This window comes from Thermus sp. KWY1 (assembly GCF_057547025.1).
In genome coordinates, this window is the sequence record NZ_BAAJPG010000035.1 from 17,496 (window position 1) to 34,572 (window position 17,077).

Sequence of the window (17,077 nt, forward strand, 5' to 3'; positions counted from 1 at the left end):
ACCGGGCGTGGAGGTGTGCCATGAAAAAGGCCAGGGACATCATGTCCACCGAGGTGGTGAAGATCCAGGGTTCGGCCACGGTGAAGGAGGCCATCAACCTCATGAAGGAAACCGGCCTCCGGGCCCTCATCGTGGACCGTAGGAGCGAGGAGGATGCCTACGGCATCCTTACGGAAACCGACATCGTGTACAAGGTGATCGCCTACGGAAAGGATCCCGCCACGGTGCAGGTGCACGAGATCATGACCAAGCCGGTGATCACGGTAAACCCCGACCTGGGCGTGGAGTACGTGGCCCGGCTCTTCGCCAACACCGGCATCCGCCGGGCTCCCGTGATCCAGGGCGAGGTGATCGGGATCGTTTCCGTGACGGATATCCTGCGCAAGGCGGTGTTCTAGAGTAGATTTTGCCCTTGGGGCGGCCGGGAAGGCTGCCCTTTCTTGACTTGGTTCAAGACTCCTTATACACTGCGGGCGGAGGTGAACAATGCGGCGGTTTCTAGCCTTGCTTTTGCTCCTGGGTTTGGCCCTGGCCCAGGGCCTCGAGGCTGTTTGGAAGGCAGTGGAGGTTCCAGGTGGCGTATGCTCGGATGGTTCCCCCTACCGGTTCTACGTGAGCCCGGGGGATCCCAAAAAGGTGGTCATCGACTTCCAGGGGGGTGGGGCCTGCTGGGACGCCGCCACCTGCGGCCCGCAAAGCCAGACCTACCGCAAGCGGGTGGATGTGCAGGAGCTTCTTCTGGCCCAGGGCATCTACAACCGCCTGAGCGTGGCCAATCCCTTCTACGGCTGGACCCATGTCTTCGTGCCCTACTGCACGGGGGATCTCCACGTGGGCCGGGCCACGGTGGACTACGGGGGCTTCAAGGTCCACCACCAGGGAGCCAGGAACGCCCTGGCGGCCTTGGAGTACGTTTTCCGCAACCACACGGACCCGGAAAAGGTCTTCGTGACCGGTTGCTCCGCCGGGGCCTACGGGGCGGTCTTCTGGGCGGATAAGGTGCTTTCCACCTACAAAAACGCCCGCGTGGCCGTCTGCGGGGACGCCGGGGTGGGGGTGCGCACCCCGGACTTCCCGGGGTTTGGCGTGTGGAACCCGCGCCTGCCGGAGCTTCCCGGCTTGTCCCCGAACCCCCAGGTGGCCGAGATCTACCTGGCCCTGGCCAAGGCCTTCCCCAAGGCCCAAATCGCCCAGTACACCACCCTTTTGGACGGCACCCAGATCTTCTTCTACGGGCTCATGAAGGGGGAGCGGACGCCCTCCGAGGCCACGGCCCGGGAGTGGGCGGAAGGCGCCATGAGGGCAGTCCTGGCCCCGGCCCAGGCGGAAAACTACACCTTCTATTTGGCCCCGGGTGGCCAGCACTGCATCCTGCCCCGGCCGGAGCTCTACACCTTGAAGGTGGGGGAGGTTTCCTTCCTGGAGTGGCTTAGGGCCCTGGCGGAGGGGAAGGCGGCGCCTAGGGTGCGCCCCTGAGGCCGAAGGCGGCGAACCATGCCTTAAGCTCCGGGTCCTGCTCCAGCAGGATCGCGTGCCCCTTTTTCCGGTCCAGGGGGGCGGCCTCGAGGAAGGCCAGGAGGAGGCCGTCCCCCTTCCTTTCCAGGATTTCCCGGGACTTCAGCGTGAACTGGGCCTGGAACCAGAGGGCGCTTTTCAGGTCCCCCCGCCTCCTCTCGTAGGCGGAAAGGCTTCGCCTGTCCGGTTCCAGGCGGCTCAGGTAGCGGCTAAAGGCCAGGAGGGATTCCGCTAGGTCCGGCCTGGCCTTGGCCAAGCCCAAGAGGAAGAGGTAGTTGGCGAAGAACTCGTCCAGCCACCTTACCCCCGTCCTCAGGCGCCAGGCCACCTGCAGGGCGTGGGCGTACTCGTGGCCCAGGTTCAGGTCCAAGAAGGCGGGGATTTCCATGGGAGGAGGCCCTAGGGGAAGCAGGACCTCCCGGAAACGGTGGAGGAGCCTTTCGGGGTAGGTGAGGGGAGCAAAGAGGGAAAGCCTTCCCCCCTCGCTTCGCTGGAAGGCCAGGCCGTAGGGGTAGGGCACCAGGGCCCGCCAGTCCCCCTCGGAGAGCACGTAAAGGGTCACGGAGGGTACCGGGGCGTAGGCGGTGTAGGCCTCCCGCAGCTCAAGAAGATAGCTTCGGAGGCCTTCGGCCCGCAGGATCCCTCCTTCAGAGGCGAAGGCGGGGATATGGGGATGGGGCAAGGCCCTCATCCCAGTGCTTCCCACCTCCCCTGGGCCGTTTCCAAAAGTCCGTTTCCTTCCTCAGGCATCCTTCTAGATAACCTCCCGGAAGCCGATGCGCTCCGCCTGGGCCCGGAGCTCCTCCTTAAGAGCCTGGTGCTGGGGCAGGGAAAGGTCGGGGTCCATCTCCAGGATGCGCTTGGCCAGGGCCCGGGCTTGCTCGATGACCTCGGTGTCCTGGGAGAGGTCCCCGAGCTTCAGCTCCGGGTACCCGGACTGCCGGGTGCCCCTGAGTTCTCCAGGACCCCTTAGCTTCAGGTCCATCTCGGCGATGTAGAAGCCGTCCCCCGATTCCTCCAGGACCTTAAGGCGCTTTAGGGTCTTCTGGCTGGCTTCCCCGGCGATGAGGATGGCGTAGCTTTCGAGCCCCCCTCGCCCCACCCGGCCCCTAAGCTGGTGGAGCTGGGCCAGACCGAAGCGCTCGGCGTTTTCCACGATGATGAGGCTGGCCCTGGGGATGTCCACCCCCACCTCCACCACGGTGGTGGACACCAGGAGGTCGAACTCCCCCTTTCGGAAGGCCTCCATGACGCTATCCTTCTCCCGTGCGGGCATCCTGCCGTGGAGAAGGGCCATGCGCACCTCGGGGAGCAGGCCCTTTAGCTCCTCGTAGAGGGCGGTGGCTGCCTTTAGGTCCAGCTCCTCGGATTCCTCGATGGCCGGGGCCACCACGAAGACCTGGTGCCCCTTTCTCACCTCCTCCCGGGCGAAGGCGTAGGCCTGGAGGCGGAGGCGGTGGGGGAGGACCTTGGTCTTGACGGGCTTCCTCCCCGGGGGCATCTCGTCCAGGATGCTGACCTCGAGGTCCCCGTAAAGGGTCAGGGCCAGGGAGCGGGGGATGGGGGTGGCGGACATCACCAGCACATCGGGGGGCACCTTGGCCAGCTTCAGGAGGGCCCGCCGCTGCAACACGCCGAAGCGGTGCTCCTCGTCCACCACCGCCAGGCCCAGGTCCTTGAACCCTACCCCCTCCTGGATCAGGGCGTGGGTGCCCACCGCCACCTGGGCCTCCCCGGAAAGAAGCCTCTCGATAACCCCCTCCCGCTCCTTGGGGGTCATGGAGCCCAGAAGGAGCTCCACCCGCACCCCCAGGGGGAAGAGGTAGCGGGTGAGGTTCTGGAAGTGCTGCTTGGCCAGGATCTCCGTGGGGGCCATAAGGGCTCCCTGGGCCCCGTTCAGGGCGGCGAGATAGAGGGCGTAGGCGGCCACCACGGTTTTACCCGAGCCCACGTCCCCCTGGAGGAGGCGGGCCATCTGCCTGGGGTTTTGCATGTCCTGGGCGATCTCCGCCATAACCCTTTCCTGGGCCCGGGTCAGGGGGAAGGGAAGGGTTTTCTTGAAGGTTTCCGTCCAGGTTTCCTCCACCTTAAAGCTTCGGCCCAGGACCAGCCCCCCGGCGTCCAGGAGGGCCTTTAGCTCCAAGAGCACGTACTCGTCAAACTTAAGGCGGAGGAGGGCCCTCTTGAGGGCCTCCTCGTCCTCGGGGAAGTGGATCTGGCGAAGGGCGTCGGAGTAGGGAAGAAGGCGGTGCTCCTCCCGGTAAGGCTCCAGGGGGTCGGGGAGGGGGAGGGCCGTTTCCAGGGCCCGGTGGACGGCGCGGCGCAAAAAGGCCTGTCCGATGCCCTCCTTGGCAGGGTAGATGGGCACGATCCGGCCCGTGGAGAGGGACTCGGTGCCCTCGTTCTCAAAGTGCTCCACGTAAAGCTGCACCCCGTTTCGCCTCTGTACCCTTCCCGTGACGATGAGGGTCTCGCCCTCCTGGATCTGGGAAAGGACCCAGGTCTGGTTGAACCAGACCAGGGTGATGCGGAATCCCCAGGCGTCCTGGACCCGCACCTGCACCAGCTGCATCCCCTTCTTGGGGGTTTTCACCAGCTCCTTGCTGAGGACCTTCACGGAGAGGGTGGCCTTCTGGCCGTCCTCCAGGAAGCGCACTCCGGGGAGGGTCCTGCGGTCCTCGTAGCGGCGGGGGTAGTAGTGGAGGAGGTCCCGCACCGTGTGGAGGGAAAGCTCCGCAAGCTTCTTCCGGCTTTGCGGGGGAACCAGGAGGTGGGCGGGGTCCTGTGGGGTAAGGCGGCGGGATGGGGAAGGGATGGAGGCCGCCTGTGCCCTTGGGGGAGCGGCCGTCAGGCCGTCTTTAAGGAAGCGGATGGCCTCCAAGAGGATCTCCTTTCGTTCCTCCGGGGTTTTTCCCCCATACCCCTGGAAGAGGCTCTGGAGCCTGGGGAAGGGTTTGGCCAGGTTCTGGATGAGGTTTTCCAGGCCCCCCACCACCACCTGGTCCCTGGCTCCATCCTTCAGCTCCCGCAATAGGGGCCTGAGGAGCCTTTCCCGAAGTTCCCCTTCCCTCACGCCCTCCATGATACCCTTAGGCCTGTGAGCCGCGTGGAGCGACTACCGAATGGGCTTGTTCTGGCCCTCGAGGAGCGGGACTACCCCGGGGTGGCCTTCCAGCTACTGGTGCCCGCCGGGGCGGTGAACGAGCCCGAGGGGCTTCTGGGGGCCAGTACCCTCATTGAGGGCTGGTTGTGGAAGGGGGCCGGGGAGCTGGATGCCCGGGGCCTGGCCCAGGCCCTGGACTCCCTGGGGGTCAGGCGGCAAAGCGGGGCGGGGCTGGAGTACACCCTTTTTGCCGCCGCCTTTTTGCCGGAGGTGCTGGAGGAGGTTTTCCGACTCTATGCCCTTCTTCTCCTGAATCCCCGGCTTCCCGAGGAGGGCTTTGAAGCGGTGAGAAGCGTGGCCCTGCAGGCCCTTCTTTCCCAGGAGGACCAGCCCGCCAGGAAGCTTTTCTCCGAGCACCGGAAAAGGGTCTTCCTCTCCCCCCACGGCCGGGACCCCTTGGGGGAGGAGGAAAGCTTGAAGCGGGCTACCCCTGAGGCGGTGCGGGAGGACTATCGGCGCCGCTACACCCCTAAGGGGGCCATCCTGGCGGTGGCGGGAGGGGTTTCCTGGGAGAGGCTTCTTGGGGCGGTGGAGCCCCTTTTGGCCTGGGAGGGGGAGGAGGCCTCCTACCCAAGCCCTCTTCTTTCGGAGCCCCATTCCTTTACCCTCAAGCGACCCACGGCCCAGGTGCAGATTGGCCTGGCCTATTCCGACGTGGGGCCGGAGGACCCCCGGTTTTACGCGGCCAGGCTGGCCTTGGAGGTGCTTTCGGGAGGTATGAGCAGCCGCCTTTTCACCGAGGTGCGGGAGAAAAGGGGCCTGGTCTATGCGGTGAGCGCCTTCCCCGCCGGGGTTAAGGGCCAGGGCCTCCTCATGGCCTACGGGGGCACCACCAAGGAGAGGGCCAGGGAAACCCTAAGGGTCATGCTGGCCGAGATGGAGCGCCTGGCGGAGGGCGTCACGGAGGAGGAGCTTTCCCGGGCCAAGGTGGGGCTGAAGACCGCCTTGGTGATGGCGGATGAATCCATCCGTAGCCGGGCGGGTTCCATGGCCCGGGACCTCTACATGCTGGGGCGGATCCGGCCCCTTTCCGAGATCGAGGGGGCCATAGAGGCCACGGGCCTCGAGGCGGTGAACGCCTTCTTGCGGGCGCATCCCTACCGCAACCCCTGGGTGGGGCTTTTGGGCGAGGTGGACGATGTTTCGTGAAGCGGAGCTAAGGAATGGCCTGAGGGTCATCGCTGAGGTGGTTCCTGGGGCCCGCAGCGTGGCCTTGGGGTATTTCGTAAGGACCGGGGCCCGGGACGAGGCCCCTGAGGAGAGCGGGGTAAGCCATTTCCTGGAGCACATGGTCTTCAAGGGCCCCGAGGGGATGGACGCCCTTTCGGTGAACCTGGCCTTTGACCGCCTGGGGGCCCAGTACAACGCCTTCACCTCCGAGGAGGCCACGGTCTTCTACGGGGCCGTGTTGCCGGAGTTCGCCTTTCCCCTTCTGGAACTCTTTTCCAGGCTCATGCGCCCCGCTTTGCGCCAGGAGGACTTTGACACCGAGAAGAAGGTGATCCTGGAGGAGATCGCCCGCTACCAGGACCGCCCCGGCTTCATGGCCTACGACTGGGCCCGGGCCCGGTTTTTCGCCGGCCACCCCTTGGGGAATAGCGTGCTGGGGACGGTGGAAAGCATCACGGCCCTCACCCGGGACCAGATGGCCCAGTACCACGCAAGGCGCTACCTTCCGGGGAACATGGTCCTGGCCGCCACGGGAAAGGTGGACTTTGAGGCCCTGGTGGCCGAGGCGGAAAGGCTTACGAAGGATTGGCCTTTGGGGGAGGCGGGAAGGGCCTACCCGCCCTTAAGCCCCGCTCAGGGGGTGGAGGAGCACCCCTACGAGAAGGCCCGGGCCCTCTATTTGGTGGGCCTTTTCCCCGGGGTAGGCTACCAGGAGGAGGAACGCTTTGCCGCCCAGGTGCTGGCCCATCTTCTGGGGGAGGAGGGCTCGGGGCGGCTCCATTTCGCCCTGGTGGATACGGGCCTCGCCGAAGCGGCTTCCTTTGGCCACGAGGAGGCGGATCGGGCAGGTTTCTTCCACGCTTACGTGCAGGCGGACCCGACGAACAAGGAGGCGGTGCTGGCCGTCCTTCAAGAGGAGATTGGCCGGATCGCCCGCGAGGGCGTGCGGGAGGAGGAGGTGGAGAGGGCCAAGACGCCCCTGGCCACGGCGTTGGTGTTTGCGGGGGAAACCCCCATGGGGAGGCTTTTCCACCTGGGGATGGAATACCTTTACACGGGGCGCTACCTTTCCCTTTCCGCGGTCAAGGAGCGGGTGAGCCAGGTGGGGGCTAAGGAGGTGAACGCCCTTTTGGAGAGGGGTTTTTTGCACCAGGGCCTCTACTATCTGGTGGGTCCTTATGGAACCTAAGGCCCTGGCAGCCGCCTTCCTTACCGTCCTCCTCTGGGCCAGCGCCTTTGCGGGCATCCGCGCGGGGTTGCAGGGCCTGAGTCCAGGCCACCTGGTCCTCCTGCGCTTTTTGGTGGCCAGCGCCCTTCTCCTCCTCTATGCCCGTTTTCAGGGCCTCCACCCCCCCAGGAGAGAGGACCTTCCCCGGCTTTTCCTCCTGGGGGTTTTGGGCATCACCGTGTACCACACCGCCTTGGTTTATGGGGAGCTAACGGTGAGCGCCGGGGCGGCGAGCCTCCTTATGGCGACGGGGCCGGTGTTTATTGCGCTTTTGTCTCGCTTCTTCCTGGGGGAACGCCTTAAGCCCCTGGGGCTTCTGGGATTTGCCCTGGCCTTCTTGGGTTCCTTGTTCATCGCCTTTGGCGAGGGGGGTGGGGTATCTTTGAGCCCGGGGGCTTTTTTGATCCTGCTCTCCGCCCTTTCCTCCTCCTTTTACTTCGTCTGGCAGAAGCCCCTTTTTGTCCGTTACGGTAGCCGGGAGATGACGGTCTACACCATGGTGTTAGGTACGATTCCCCTTTTCGTCTTCTTTCCCGGCCTGGCGGAGGCCCTTTCCACCGCACCTCGCCCGGCCCTTCTCAGTACTCTCTATTTGGGGATTTTCCCTGGTGCCTTGGCCTACCTTACCTGGACCTATGCCCTTTCCCGCACCCCGGCCTCCCGTTTGTCCAGCTTTTTGTACCTTGCCCCGGTCCTGGCCATCCTGATCGCCTACCTTTGGCTGGGCGAGGTGCCTTCCCCCTTATCCCTGGTGGGCGGGACCCTGGCCCTGGCGGGCGTCCTTTTGGTGAACCTTAAGGGCGTAAAATAGCCCCCGAGGTGCCGTTATGGAGGTAAGGAAAATCGGCGTGGTGGGCGCAGGGCAGATGGGAAGCGGGATTGCCCAGGTGGCGGCCCAGGCGGGTTTTGAGGTGGTGCTGGTGGACGTGGCCGAAAGCTTCCTGGAAAGGGGCCTGAAGGCCATCCAGCGTTCCCTAGGCAGGTTCGTGGAGAAGGGGCGGATTGCCCCGCAGGACCTCGAGGCCACCTTAGGGCGGATCCGCACCACCGTGGTCCTGGGGGACCTGGCGGAGGCGGACCTGATCGTGGAGGCCATCGTGGAGGACGAGGGGGAAAAACGCCGCCTCTTTGAGCGCCTGGGAAGCCTGGTGAAACCCGAGGCGATTCTCGCCAGCAACACCTCTTCCATTCCCATCACCGCCTTGGCCCGCTACTCGGGTAGGCCCGAGCGTTTCATCGGCATGCACTTCTTTAACCCCGTGCCCCTCATGCAGCTGGTGGAGGTGATCCGGGGGGAGCTTACCTCCGAGGAAACCCGGGATGTGGTGGTGGAGGTGGCGAGGCGGATGGGGAAGACCCCCCTCGAGGTCCAGGACTACCCCGGCTTCGTCTCCAACCGCCTCCTCATGCCCATGATCAACGAGGCCATCGAGGCCCTGAGGGAAGGGGTGGCCACCAAGGAGGCCATCGACGGGGTCATGCGCCTGGGGATGAACCACCCCATGGGTCCCCTGGAGCTGGCTGACCTTATCGGCCTGGATACCTGTTTGGCCATCATGGAGGTGTTGCACCGGGGATTTGGCGACGACAAGTACCGGCCTTCCCCCCTTCTCCGCCGCATGGTGCAGGCGGGGCTTCTGGGCCGCAAGACCGGCCGAGGGTTTTACACCTACGACGAGAAGGGGAATAAGGTGGGCTAGACAGGGGCTTGCCCGATTTCCTGGTGGACCCAAACCCCCTAGGCCCTGTCAGCCTCTGGAAGGGTTTCCAAACCTGGGGTAAACTGGGTCCATGGAGCTTCCGCGCGCCTACGGCCTGCTTCTCCACCCCACCAGCCTTCCCGGACCCTATGGGATTGGCGTTCTTGGGGAGGAGGCTTTTGCCTTCCTCCGATTCCTGGGGGAGTCTGGGGCCCGCTACTGGCAGGTTTTGCCCTTAGGGCCCACAGGATACGGCGACTCCCCCTACCAGTCCTTCAGCGCCTTTGCCGGGAACCCCTACCTCATCGACCTCCGCCCTTTGGCGGAGGCGGGGTACCTCCGCCTGGAGGACCCCGGTTTTCCCGAGGGCCGGGTGGATTACGGCTGGCTCTACGCCTGGAAGTGGCCGGCGCTTAGGGAAGCCTTCCGGGGTTTCCAGGAGCGGGCTGGCCGGGAGGAAAAGGAGGCCTTCCAGGCCTTTTGGGACCGGGAAAGGAGCTGGTTGGATGACTACGCCCTCTTCATGGCCTTGAAGGCCCACCACGGAGGCCTTCCCTGGAACCGCTGGCCCCTGCCCCTACGCCTGAGGGAGGAAAGGGCTTTAAGGGAAGCGTCTTTGGCCCTCTCCCAGGAGGTGGCCTTCCACGCCTGGACCCAGTGGTTTTTCTTCCGGCAGTGGCAGGCCCTGAGGGAGGAGGCGGAGGCCTTGGGCCTCTCCTTGATCGGCGATATGCCCATCTTCGTGGCCGAGGACTCCGCGGAGGTCTGGGCCCACCCCGAGTGGTTCCACCTGGATGAGGAGGGAAGGCCCACGGTGGTGGCGGGGGTGCCGCCGGATTACTTTTCGGAAACGGGCCAGCGCTGGGGGAATCCCCTGTACCGGTGGGAGGTGCTGGAAAGGGAGGGGTTCTCTTTCTGGATTGATCGCTTAAGGAAGGCCTTGGAGCTTTTCCACCTGGTGCGCATCGACCACTTCCGGGGCTTTGAAGCCTACTGGGAGATCCCTGCCTCCTGCCCCACGGCGGTGGAGGGACGCTGGGTGAAGGCCCCGGGGGAGAAGCTCTTTCGGAAGATTCAGGAAACCTTTGGCCGGGTGCCCATCCTGGCGGAGGACCTGGGGGTGATCACCCCCGAGGTGGAGGCCCTGAGGGACCGGTTTGGCCTTCCGGGGATGAAGGTCCTGCAGTTCGCCTTTGACGGGGGGATGGAAAACCCCTTCCTGCCCCACAACTACCCCTCCCACGGCCGGGTGGTGGTCTACACCGGCACCCACGACAACGACACCACCCTGGGCTGGTACCGCACCGCTACCCCCCACGAGCGGGCTTTCCTTGGGCGCTACCTGGCGGAGTGGGGGATTGGGTTCCACGGGGAAGAGGAGATCCCCTGGGCCCTCATGCACCTGGGGATGAAGTCGGTGGCCAAGCTGGCCGTCTATCCCGTGCAGGATGTGTTGGCGTTGGGAAGCGAGGCCCGGATGAACTACCCCGGGCGCCCCTCGGGCAACTGGGCTTGGCGGCTTAGGCCCGGCCAGCTCCTGCCCGAGCACGGGGAACGGCTTCGCTGGATGGCCGAGGCCACGGGCAGGGTGTGAAAACACCCCACCCTGGCCGAGCCAGGGTGGGAGGCTTAAGGGCTTTTAGCCCAAGGCCTTTTTCACCAGCTCCACGATCTCGTCGATGGTGTCGGCCACGGGGATACCTGCCTCGGCGAAGGCCTTCAGCTTGGACTCCGGGGTGCCCACGTTCCCCATGATGATGGCTCCGGCGTGGCCCATGCGCTTGCCCTTGGGGGCGCTACGGCCACCGATGAAGCCCACCACGGGCTTTTTCATGTTCTCCTTGATCCAGGCTGCGGCCTCCTCCTCGTCGGATCCTCCGATCTCCCCGATGAGGACCACGGCCTCGGTCTCGGGGTCCTGGTTGAAGAGGGGGAGGAGGTCCTTAAAGGTGGTGCCGATCACCGGGTCGCCTCCAATGCCCACCGTGGTGGTGGTGCCCAGGCCCGCCTGGGAAAGGGCGGCGGCGGCCTCGTAGGTGAGGGTGCCGGAGCGGCTTATGAGCCCCACCTTCCCCCGCTTGAACACGTGGCCGGGCATGATGCCGATCTTGCTCTCCTCGGCGCTGATGATGCCCGGGCAGTTGCCCCCGATGAGGCGGCTTCCCAGGGCCTTGATCTCCTCCACCGCCTTCACCATGTCCAGGGTGGGGATGCCCTCGGTGATGAGGACGATGAGGGGGATGCCGGCGTGGGCCGCCTCGAGGGCCGCATCCGCTGCGGCAGGCGCTGGCACGAAGATGATGGAGGCGTCGATAGCGTGGTGGGCTACGGCTTCCTTTACCGTGTCGTACACGGGAAGACCCAGGACCTCGCTGCCCCCTTTGCCCGGGGTCACGCCGGCCACCACCTTGGTGCCGTATTCCAGCATCTGCCGGGTGTGGAACTGCCCCTCCCGGCCGGTGATGCCCTGGACCAGGACGCGGGTTTCACGGTTGATCAGGATCACGCCGCACCTCCCACCATGGCCACGATGGCCTTGGCCGCCTCGATGGACGTGGGGTACATGTAGATGGGCCTGCCCTCCAGGAGCCTTTTGGCCTCTTCCTCGGCGGTTCCCGCCACCCGCATGACCACGGGCTTGGTGAGAAGCCCCTCCTCCAGGGCCCGGATCACCCCCTTGGCCACCTCGTCCGCCCGGGTGATGCCGCCGAAGATGTTGATGAACACCCCCTTTACGTCGGGGTCCTTAAGGACCACCTTGAGGGCGTTGTAGACCACCTCCGCCTTGGCCCCACCCCCGATGTCCAGGAAGTTGGCGGGTCTGCCGCCCACCCGGTTCACCAGGTCCAGGGTGTACATGACCAGGCCGGCCCCGTTGCCGATGATGCCGATGTTCCCCTGAAGCTTCACGTAGGCGAAGCCGTAGTTGCTGGCCTCCACCTCCAGGGGATGCTCGGCCTCGATCTCCCTCAGCTCCATCAGCTCGGGGTGCCGGAAGAGGGCGTTATCGTCCAGGACGATCTTGGCGTCGGCGGCCACGATCTGGCCGTCGGTGGTGACCACCAGGGGGTTGATCTCGGCGATGGAGGCATCCACGCCCTCGTAGGCCTGGTAGAGGGCCACCAGCACCTGGGCCAGCTTGTTGAGGTTGCCCTCGAGGCCCGCTTGTTTCACCATCTCCCGGGCCTCAAAAGCCCGAAAGCCCTTGTGGGGGTCGATCCAGAACTTGTGGATGGCCTCGGGGCGCTCCGCCGCCACTTCCTCGATGTCCACCCCCCCTTCCTTGGAGAGCATGAGGACCACCCGTTTTTGGGCGCGGTCCAGGATGAGGCCGGCGTAGTACTCCTTGGCGATGTCCACCGCCTCGGCCACCAGGACCTTCTTCACCGTGAGGCCCTTGATGTTCATCCCCAGGATGGCCTGGGCCTTCTCGTAGGCTTCCTGGGGGGTGTCCGCCAGCTTCACGCCCCCGGCCTTACCTCTCCCGCCCACGTGCACCTGGGCCTTGATCACCACCCGCTTGCCCAGCTCCTCCGCGATCCTTTTGGCCTCGTCGGGGGTGTAGGCCACCTTGCCGGGCGGCACCGGTACCCCATAACGGGCCAGGATCTCCTTGGCTTGATACTCGTGCAGGTTCAAGCTTTCCACCTCCTTGGCCGGCCAAGGCCGTTAGGCATTATAAGCTACCGGGCTTTCGGCCATTAGCTTTGCGCTTCGGCGGCAGGCTGGGCGAAGAAGAGGCGGCCCACCTGGGTCTGGATGGCCTGGGTGATGACCACCTCCACCTCCTGGCCCCGGTAGCGGATCCCCCCATCCACCACCACCATGGAGCCATCCTCCAGGTAGCCCACCCCCTGGTGGGGCTCCTTGCCTTCCTTGAGGATGAGAAGCTTCAGGGTGTCCCCCACCTTGAGCTGGGGCCGGAGGGCCTGGGCCAGGGCCTGGACGGAAAGGGCCTTTACCCCGTAGATCCTGGCCATTTGCAAAAGGGCCAGATCGTTGGTTACCAGGGCGGCTTTTAGGTCCCGGGCCAGGAAGAGGAGCTTCTCGTCCACGCTCTCCCCCTTGGGGATGTCCTCCAGCACCTCGAGGCGGGCTACCTCCTTAAGCCTATCCAGGGTTTCCAGCCCCCGCCTCCCCTTGGCCCGCCTGAGGGGATCGGGGCTATCGGCGAAGTGCTGGAGTTCTTTTAACACGAAGTGGGGCACAAAAAGGGGACCTTCTAAGAAGCCCGTGGCCGCCACCTCGGCCACGCGCCCGTCCACCAGGACGCTGGTGTCCAACACCTTGCCCCCGATGGGGCGGGAGGGTTTTTGGGGAAGGCGCAGGTAGTCCTTGTACCCCAGGGCCAGGTAGCTGAAAAGCCCCACCAGGAACAGGGCCAGAAGGAGGCTATGGTAAGGGGAAAACCCGGGGATCTGGGAAAGGAGGCTGGTGAGGAGCACGGTAAAAAGAAGCCCCAGGGTGGCTCCCAGGGTCAGGGCCACCGGCACTTCCGGGGGAAGCTCCCTGAGGTGCCCAAGCCGTCTTTCCCAGAGGCTTTCGAGCCTTGGGGCTAGGAGAACCCCGGTCAGCAGGCCCGCCAGGGTCAGATAGAGGCGGTTGAGGGAAAGTAGGCCGGCCGAGTGGGGAAGGAGGCCCAGGCCCTCCAGGGCCGCCGCCAGCTGGTAGCCCAGGAAGGCGAAAAGTAGATAGAAAAGGAGGCGAGGGCTCATCCCAGGTACTGCTCCACCGCTTTCCCCAAGGAGCGGGTGTTCCCCGGATGCACAAAGCGGGAAAACCCCGCCCGCTCCCCTTCCCTAAGCCGCCTTTCCAATCCCATGACGCTCCTCACCTCGCCTAGAAGCCCCACCTCCCCCACCACTGCCAGGTCCGGGGGCAGGGCCTTGCCCACCACCGCAGAATACACCGCCAAGGCCACCGCCAGATCCAGGCCCGGGTCCTGCACCTTAAGCCCTCCTGCCAGGTTCACGTAGATGTCCAGGTTCCCTAAGGGAAGGCCAAGCCGCCTTTCCAGGACCGCCAGGACCATGTCCACTCGCCTGGCATCCAGGCCCTGGACCACCCGCCTGGGGGCGGGGAAGGGGGTTTTGGCGGCCAGGGCCTGGACCTCGAGGGCCAAGGCTCTTTCCCCCGCCAGGGCCAGGGCGATGGCGCTTCCTGGAACCCCGAGGGGCCTTTCCAGAAGGAAGGCCTCCGAGGGATTCTGCACCTCCACCAGGCCCTCCTCCATGCGGAAGACCCCGAGTTCCCCCACGGGGCCGAAGCGGTTCTTGGCGCTTCGCAAGACCCGGTAGACCCCGGCGCTTTCCAGGTAGAGGGTGGCGTCCACCGCATGCTCTATGCTCTTGGGCCCGGCCACCACCCCTTCCTTGGTCACGTGGCCCACCAAAAGGGTGGTGATGCCCTCCTCCTTGGCCAGGCGCACGAAGGCGTGGGTGGCCTCCCGCACCGCCACCAGGCTACCTGGGCTTCCCCCCGCCTCAATCGTCTGTATGGAATCCACGAAAAGCACCTCAGGGGGGTCCCGCTCCAGGAGGGAAAGAAGGGGTTCCAGGCGGGTTTCCTTTAGGAGAAGGAGCTCCCTTACCCCAAGCCTCTTCGCCCTCAGCTTGATCTGGGCCGGGGATTCCTCTCCGGCCAGGTAGTAGACCTTCTTGGTGAGGTGCTTGGCCAGCTCCAGAAGAAGGGTACTCTTGCCCACCCCGGGTTCTCCCCCCAGGAGGACCACCTCCCCCGGCACGAACCCTCCGCCCAAGACCCGGTCCACCTCGGAAAGACCCGAGGAGAAGCGCTTCTCCTCGGCCTCGTTCACCTGGGAAAGGGGAATCGGTGAGGGGGCTTCCAGGTGGGCTTGGCGGGATGGGGCACGGGCGGGGGAGGGGGCTACCTCCTGGAAGCTCTCCCAGGCACCGCAGGCCGGGCACCGCCCCAGGGGCTTGGGGGTGCGGTAACCGCATTCCACGCAGGTGTAGGAGGTCTTGGCCATGGGTTCAGGCCTCGAGGGGCCCAAGAAAAAGCGGCCCCCTCGGGAGGAGGAGTGGCCTTGGGATTCCTGGCAACATCTAGACCAAAAGCTCCTCGCCCTCCACCTCGTGGAAGGCCAGGTGCCCATCCTCCACGTTCACGTAGAGGTGGCCGGTGGGCTTTTTGAGGAGGGCCAGGGAGAGGGGATCTTCGATGCGTTCCCGGATGATGCTCCGGATGGCCCGGGCGCTCCCCGTCTTGGGGGCCTGCTCCACCACGAACCGGGCCACCTCGGGGGCAAAGCGCACGGTGATGTCCCGGGATTGCAGCTCCTTCTGGATGTCGTCCAGCATCATCCGGGCCACCTGCACCAGCTCCTCCTCGGTGAGGGGGCGGAAGCGGATCACCTCGTCCAGCCGGTCCAGGAACTCGGGGGTAAAGAGGGACTTGAGGGGGGATTCCGTGTCCACTTCCTTACTGGTGAAGCCGATGGCCGGGCCCACGTTGTAGCCGGTGTTGGAGGTCATGATGAGGATGACCCGGCGGAAGTCCACGGTCCGCCCCATGCCGTCCGTGAGGCGGCCCTCGTCCAGCACCTGCAGGAAGGTGTTGTACACGTCGGGGTGGGCCTTCTCGATCTCGTCCAGAAGCACCACGCTGAAGGGCTGGCGGCGCACCGCCTCCGTGAGCCGGCCCCCCTGCTCGTAGCCCACGTAGCCCGGAGGGGCCCCGATCAGCTTGGAAACGGAGTGGGGCTCCTGGAACTCGGACATGTCAAAGCGGATGAGGGCCCGCTCGGAGCCGAAGAGCACCTCGGCCAGGGCCTTGGCCAGCTGGGTCTTGCCCACCCCGCTTTGGCCCACGAAGAGGAAGCTGGCCGCCACCCGGGTCCGGCCTCCCAGACCCACCCGGGCCCGCCTAAGGGCGCTGGCCAGGGCGCGGATGGCCTCCTCCTGGCCCACCACCCGCTTTCTAAGCTCGTCCTCGAGGCGCATGAGCTTCTCGTCGTCCTTGTCGTCCACGTAGATCCCACCCCAGGAGTCCACCACTGCCTCGATGTCCTCCCGGGTCACCACGGGGGTCCCGTCCTCCTCCTCGGCCACGGGCAGGCCCAGGGAGGCGTTCAGGCGAACCCGGCTCGCCGCCTCGTCGATGAGGTCGATGGCCTTGTCGGGGAAGTTGCGCCCGGGAAGGGAACGGATCCCGATCTTGACCGCAAGCTCCAGGATCTCGTCGGGGATGATGACCCCGTGGTGGGCCTCGTAGCGGGGACGGAGGCCCTTCAAGATCTCCAGGGTTTCGTCCGGGGAGGGCTCCAGGACGATCACCGGCTGGAAGCGCCGCTCCAGGGCCGCGTCCTTCTCGATGTAGCGGTGGTACTCCCCGGTGGTGGTGGCCCCGATCACCTGGATCTCCCCCCGGGCCAGGGCGGGCTTCAGGATGTTGGCGGCGTCCAGGGTACCCTCAGCCCCCCCGGCCCCGATCAGGGTGTGGAGCTCATCGATGAAGGCGATGACCTTGGCATTTTTTAGCTCCTCGATGATCTGGCGGAGGCGTTCCTCAAACTCCCCCCGGTACTTGGTGCCCGCCACCACCCCCGCCAGGTCCAGGGCCACCACCCGGGCACCCTTGAGGATGGGGGGCACCCGGCCCTCCACGATGGCCTGGGCCAGGCCCTCCACGATGGCGGTCTTGCCCACCCCGGGGTCCCCGATGAGGACGGGGTTGTTTTTGGTGCGCCGGGCCAGGATCTGGATCACCCGGTTGATCTCCTCCTGCCGGCCGATCACGGGGTCCAGCTTGCCCTCCCGGGCTTCCTTGGTGAGGTCGCGGCCATACTCATCCAGGAAGGGCGTGTTCACCGGCTTTTCCCGTTCCCGGCCCTCGGCCATGGAGAGGATACGCCAGCGAATGGCGTCCACATCCTTGGCGAAGTGGGAGAGGATGCGGTAGGCGATCCCGTCACCCTCTCGGATGATGCCCAGGAGGATGTGCTCGGTGCCGATCACCGGGGCCCCCATGTTGCGGGCCTCGGCGCTGGCCAGCTCCATGACCCGCCTGGCCCTGGGCGTAATGGCAGGGGGTTCTCCGGTGCGGCTCCCCTCGCCGCGGCCCACCAGCTCCTCCACCATGCGGCGCATGGCCTCGAGGCTTGCCCCGTACTCCTGGAGGATGCGGGCCGCTGTACCCCCCTCGCGCATCAGGCCCAGGAGGAGGTGCTCTGGGCCGATCATGGAGTGGCCTAAGCGGCTCCCCTCCTCCCTTGCGTAGTGGAAAACCAGCCTGGCGCGATCGTCGTACCTGTTCATGCTCCCCTCTTCCCACATTCTAGCC

General features: G+C 65.6%; 14 protein-coding genes. 7 read left to right on the forward strand and 7 right to left on the reverse strand.

Features of this window, described 5'->3' with window-relative positions; all coding sequences use genetic code 11:
• The first annotated feature begins 20 nt into the window (after positions 1-20).
• Together AC27GT_RS09690 and AC27GT_RS09695 are read left to right on the forward strand one after the other, a co-directional pair.
• A complete protein-coding gene (locus AC27GT_RS09690) occupies positions 21-398 on the forward strand; it encodes a CBS domain-containing protein (RefSeq protein WP_126186927.1) in 378 nt (125 codons plus the stop codon).
• An 88-nt stretch (positions 399-486) separates the two neighbouring features.
• Positions 487-1,476 carry a pectin acetylesterase-family hydrolase gene (locus AC27GT_RS09695; protein ID WP_487224070.1) on the forward strand — a complete coding sequence of 330 codons (990 nt, stop codon included), beginning with the start codon at positions 487-489 and terminating at the stop codon, positions 1,474-1,476.
• Here AC27GT_RS09695 and AC27GT_RS09700 read toward each other — a convergent pair.
• Positions 1,460-2,206, reverse strand: coding sequence for a hypothetical protein (locus AC27GT_RS09700; protein WP_487224071.1), 747 nt, complete (start codon positions 2,204-2,206; stop codon positions 1,460-1,462). The two genes, AC27GT_RS09695 and AC27GT_RS09700, sit on opposite strands and share 17 nt — an antisense overlap.
• Before the next feature lie 63 nt (positions 2,207-2,269).
• Entirely contained in the window at positions 2,270-4,597 is a 2,328-nt protein-coding gene (gene recG / locus AC27GT_RS09705) for an ATP-dependent DNA helicase RecG (protein ID WP_487224072.1), read from the reverse strand.
• Positions 4,598-4,612: 15 nt separating this feature from the next.
• On the opposite strand from recG, the gene AC27GT_RS09710 reads away from it, so the two are divergent.
• The 5 genes from AC27GT_RS09710 (at position 4,613) to malQ (ending at position 10,370) form a co-directional block, all read left to right on the forward strand.
• A complete protein-coding gene (locus tag AC27GT_RS09710) occupies positions 4,613-5,827 on the forward strand; it encodes a M16 family metallopeptidase (protein ID WP_487224073.1) in 1,215 nt (404 codons plus the stop codon).
• Positions 5,817-7,037: a M16 family metallopeptidase gene (locus AC27GT_RS09715; RefSeq protein WP_487224074.1), complete on the forward strand. Its 1,221-nt coding sequence runs from the start codon at positions 5,817-5,819 to the stop codon at positions 7,035-7,037. Before AC27GT_RS09710 ends, AC27GT_RS09715 begins: the two co-directional genes overlap by 11 nt.
• A complete protein-coding gene (locus tag AC27GT_RS09720; protein WP_487224075.1) occupies positions 7,027-7,887 on the forward strand; it encodes a DMT family transporter in 861 nt (286 codons plus the stop codon). The genes AC27GT_RS09715 and AC27GT_RS09720 overlap by 11 nt, the downstream gene beginning before the upstream one ends.
• 16 nt (positions 7,888-7,903) lie before the next feature.
• Positions 7,904-8,776: a 3-hydroxybutyryl-CoA dehydrogenase gene (locus AC27GT_RS09725; protein WP_015716710.1), complete on the forward strand. Its 873-nt coding sequence runs from the start codon at positions 7,904-7,906 to the stop codon at positions 8,774-8,776.
• Positions 8,777-8,867: 91 nt separating this feature from the next.
• Positions 8,868-10,370 (forward strand): 4-alpha-glucanotransferase, encoded by a 1,503-nt coding sequence (gene malQ, locus AC27GT_RS09730; protein ID WP_038030496.1) that lies wholly within the window; start codon positions 8,868-8,870, stop codon positions 10,368-10,370.
• Positions 10,371-10,415: 45 nt separating this feature from the next.
• Here malQ and sucD read toward each other — a convergent pair whose 3' ends face one another.
• The 5 genes from sucD to AC27GT_RS09755 all read right to left on the reverse strand — a co-directional run bounded on the left by sucD (position 10,416) and on the right by AC27GT_RS09755 (position 17,052).
• Entirely contained in the window at positions 10,416-11,282 is an 867-nt protein-coding gene (gene sucD / locus AC27GT_RS09735; RefSeq protein WP_015716712.1) for a succinate--CoA ligase subunit alpha, read from the reverse strand.
• Positions 11,279-12,415, reverse strand: a complete 1,137-nt coding sequence (sucC, locus tag AC27GT_RS09740) for an ADP-forming succinate--CoA ligase subunit beta (protein ID WP_015716713.1) — start codon at positions 12,413-12,415, stop codon at positions 11,279-11,281. The genes sucD and sucC overlap by 4 nt, the downstream gene beginning before the upstream one ends.
• A gap of 62 nt (positions 12,416-12,477) precedes the next feature.
• Positions 12,478-13,491, reverse strand: a complete 1,014-nt coding sequence (locus AC27GT_RS09745; RefSeq protein WP_015716714.1) for a PIN/TRAM domain-containing protein — start codon at positions 13,489-13,491, stop codon at positions 12,478-12,480.
• Positions 13,488-14,765, reverse strand: a complete 1,278-nt coding sequence (gene radA / locus AC27GT_RS09750) for a DNA repair protein RadA (protein ID WP_487224076.1) — start codon at positions 14,763-14,765, stop codon at positions 13,488-13,490. The genes AC27GT_RS09745 and radA overlap by 4 nt, the downstream gene beginning before the upstream one ends.
• A gap of 76 nt (positions 14,766-14,841) precedes the next feature.
• Entirely contained in the window at positions 14,842-17,052 is a 2,211-nt protein-coding gene (locus AC27GT_RS09755; protein WP_038030500.1) for an ATP-dependent Clp protease ATP-binding subunit, read from the reverse strand.
• Positions 17,053-17,077: the final 25 nt, after the last annotated feature.

Bases quoted from the DNA above. Each gene is read 5' to 3' on its own strand.
- AC27GT_RS09690 (WP_126186927.1), top strand. From the start codon at position 21: ATGAAAAAGGCCAGGGACATCATGTCCACCGAGGTGGTGAAGATCCAG.
- AC27GT_RS09695 (WP_487224070.1), top strand. From the start codon at position 487: ATGCGGCGGTTTCTAGCCTTGCTTTTGCTCCTGGGTTTGGCCCTGGCC.
- AC27GT_RS09700 (WP_487224071.1), bottom strand. From the start codon at position 2,206: ATGAGGGCCTTGCCCCATCCCCATATCCCCGCCTTCGCCTCTGAAGGA.
- recG (WP_487224072.1), bottom strand. From the start codon at position 4,597: ATGGAGGGCGTGAGGGAAGGGGAACTTCGGGAAAGGCTCCTCAGGCCC.
- AC27GT_RS09715 (WP_487224074.1), top strand. From the start codon at position 5,817: ATGTTTCGTGAAGCGGAGCTAAGGAATGGCCTGAGGGTCATCGCTGAG.
- AC27GT_RS09720 (WP_487224075.1), top strand. From the start codon at position 7,027: ATGGAACCTAAGGCCCTGGCAGCCGCCTTCCTTACCGTCCTCCTCTGG.
- AC27GT_RS09725 (WP_015716710.1), top strand. From the start codon at position 7,904: ATGGAGGTAAGGAAAATCGGCGTGGTGGGCGCAGGGCAGATGGGAAGC.
- malQ (WP_038030496.1), top strand. From the start codon at position 8,868: ATGGAGCTTCCGCGCGCCTACGGCCTGCTTCTCCACCCCACCAGCCTT.
- AC27GT_RS09745 (WP_015716714.1), bottom strand. From the start codon at position 13,491: ATGAGCCCTCGCCTCCTTTTCTATCTACTTTTCGCCTTCCTGGGCTAC.
- radA (WP_487224076.1), bottom strand. From the start codon at position 14,765: ATGGCCAAGACCTCCTACACCTGCGTGGAATGCGGTTACCGCACCCCC.
- AC27GT_RS09755 (WP_038030500.1), bottom strand. From the start codon at position 17,052: ATGAACAGGTACGACGATCGCGCCAGGCTGGTTTTCCACTACGCAAGG.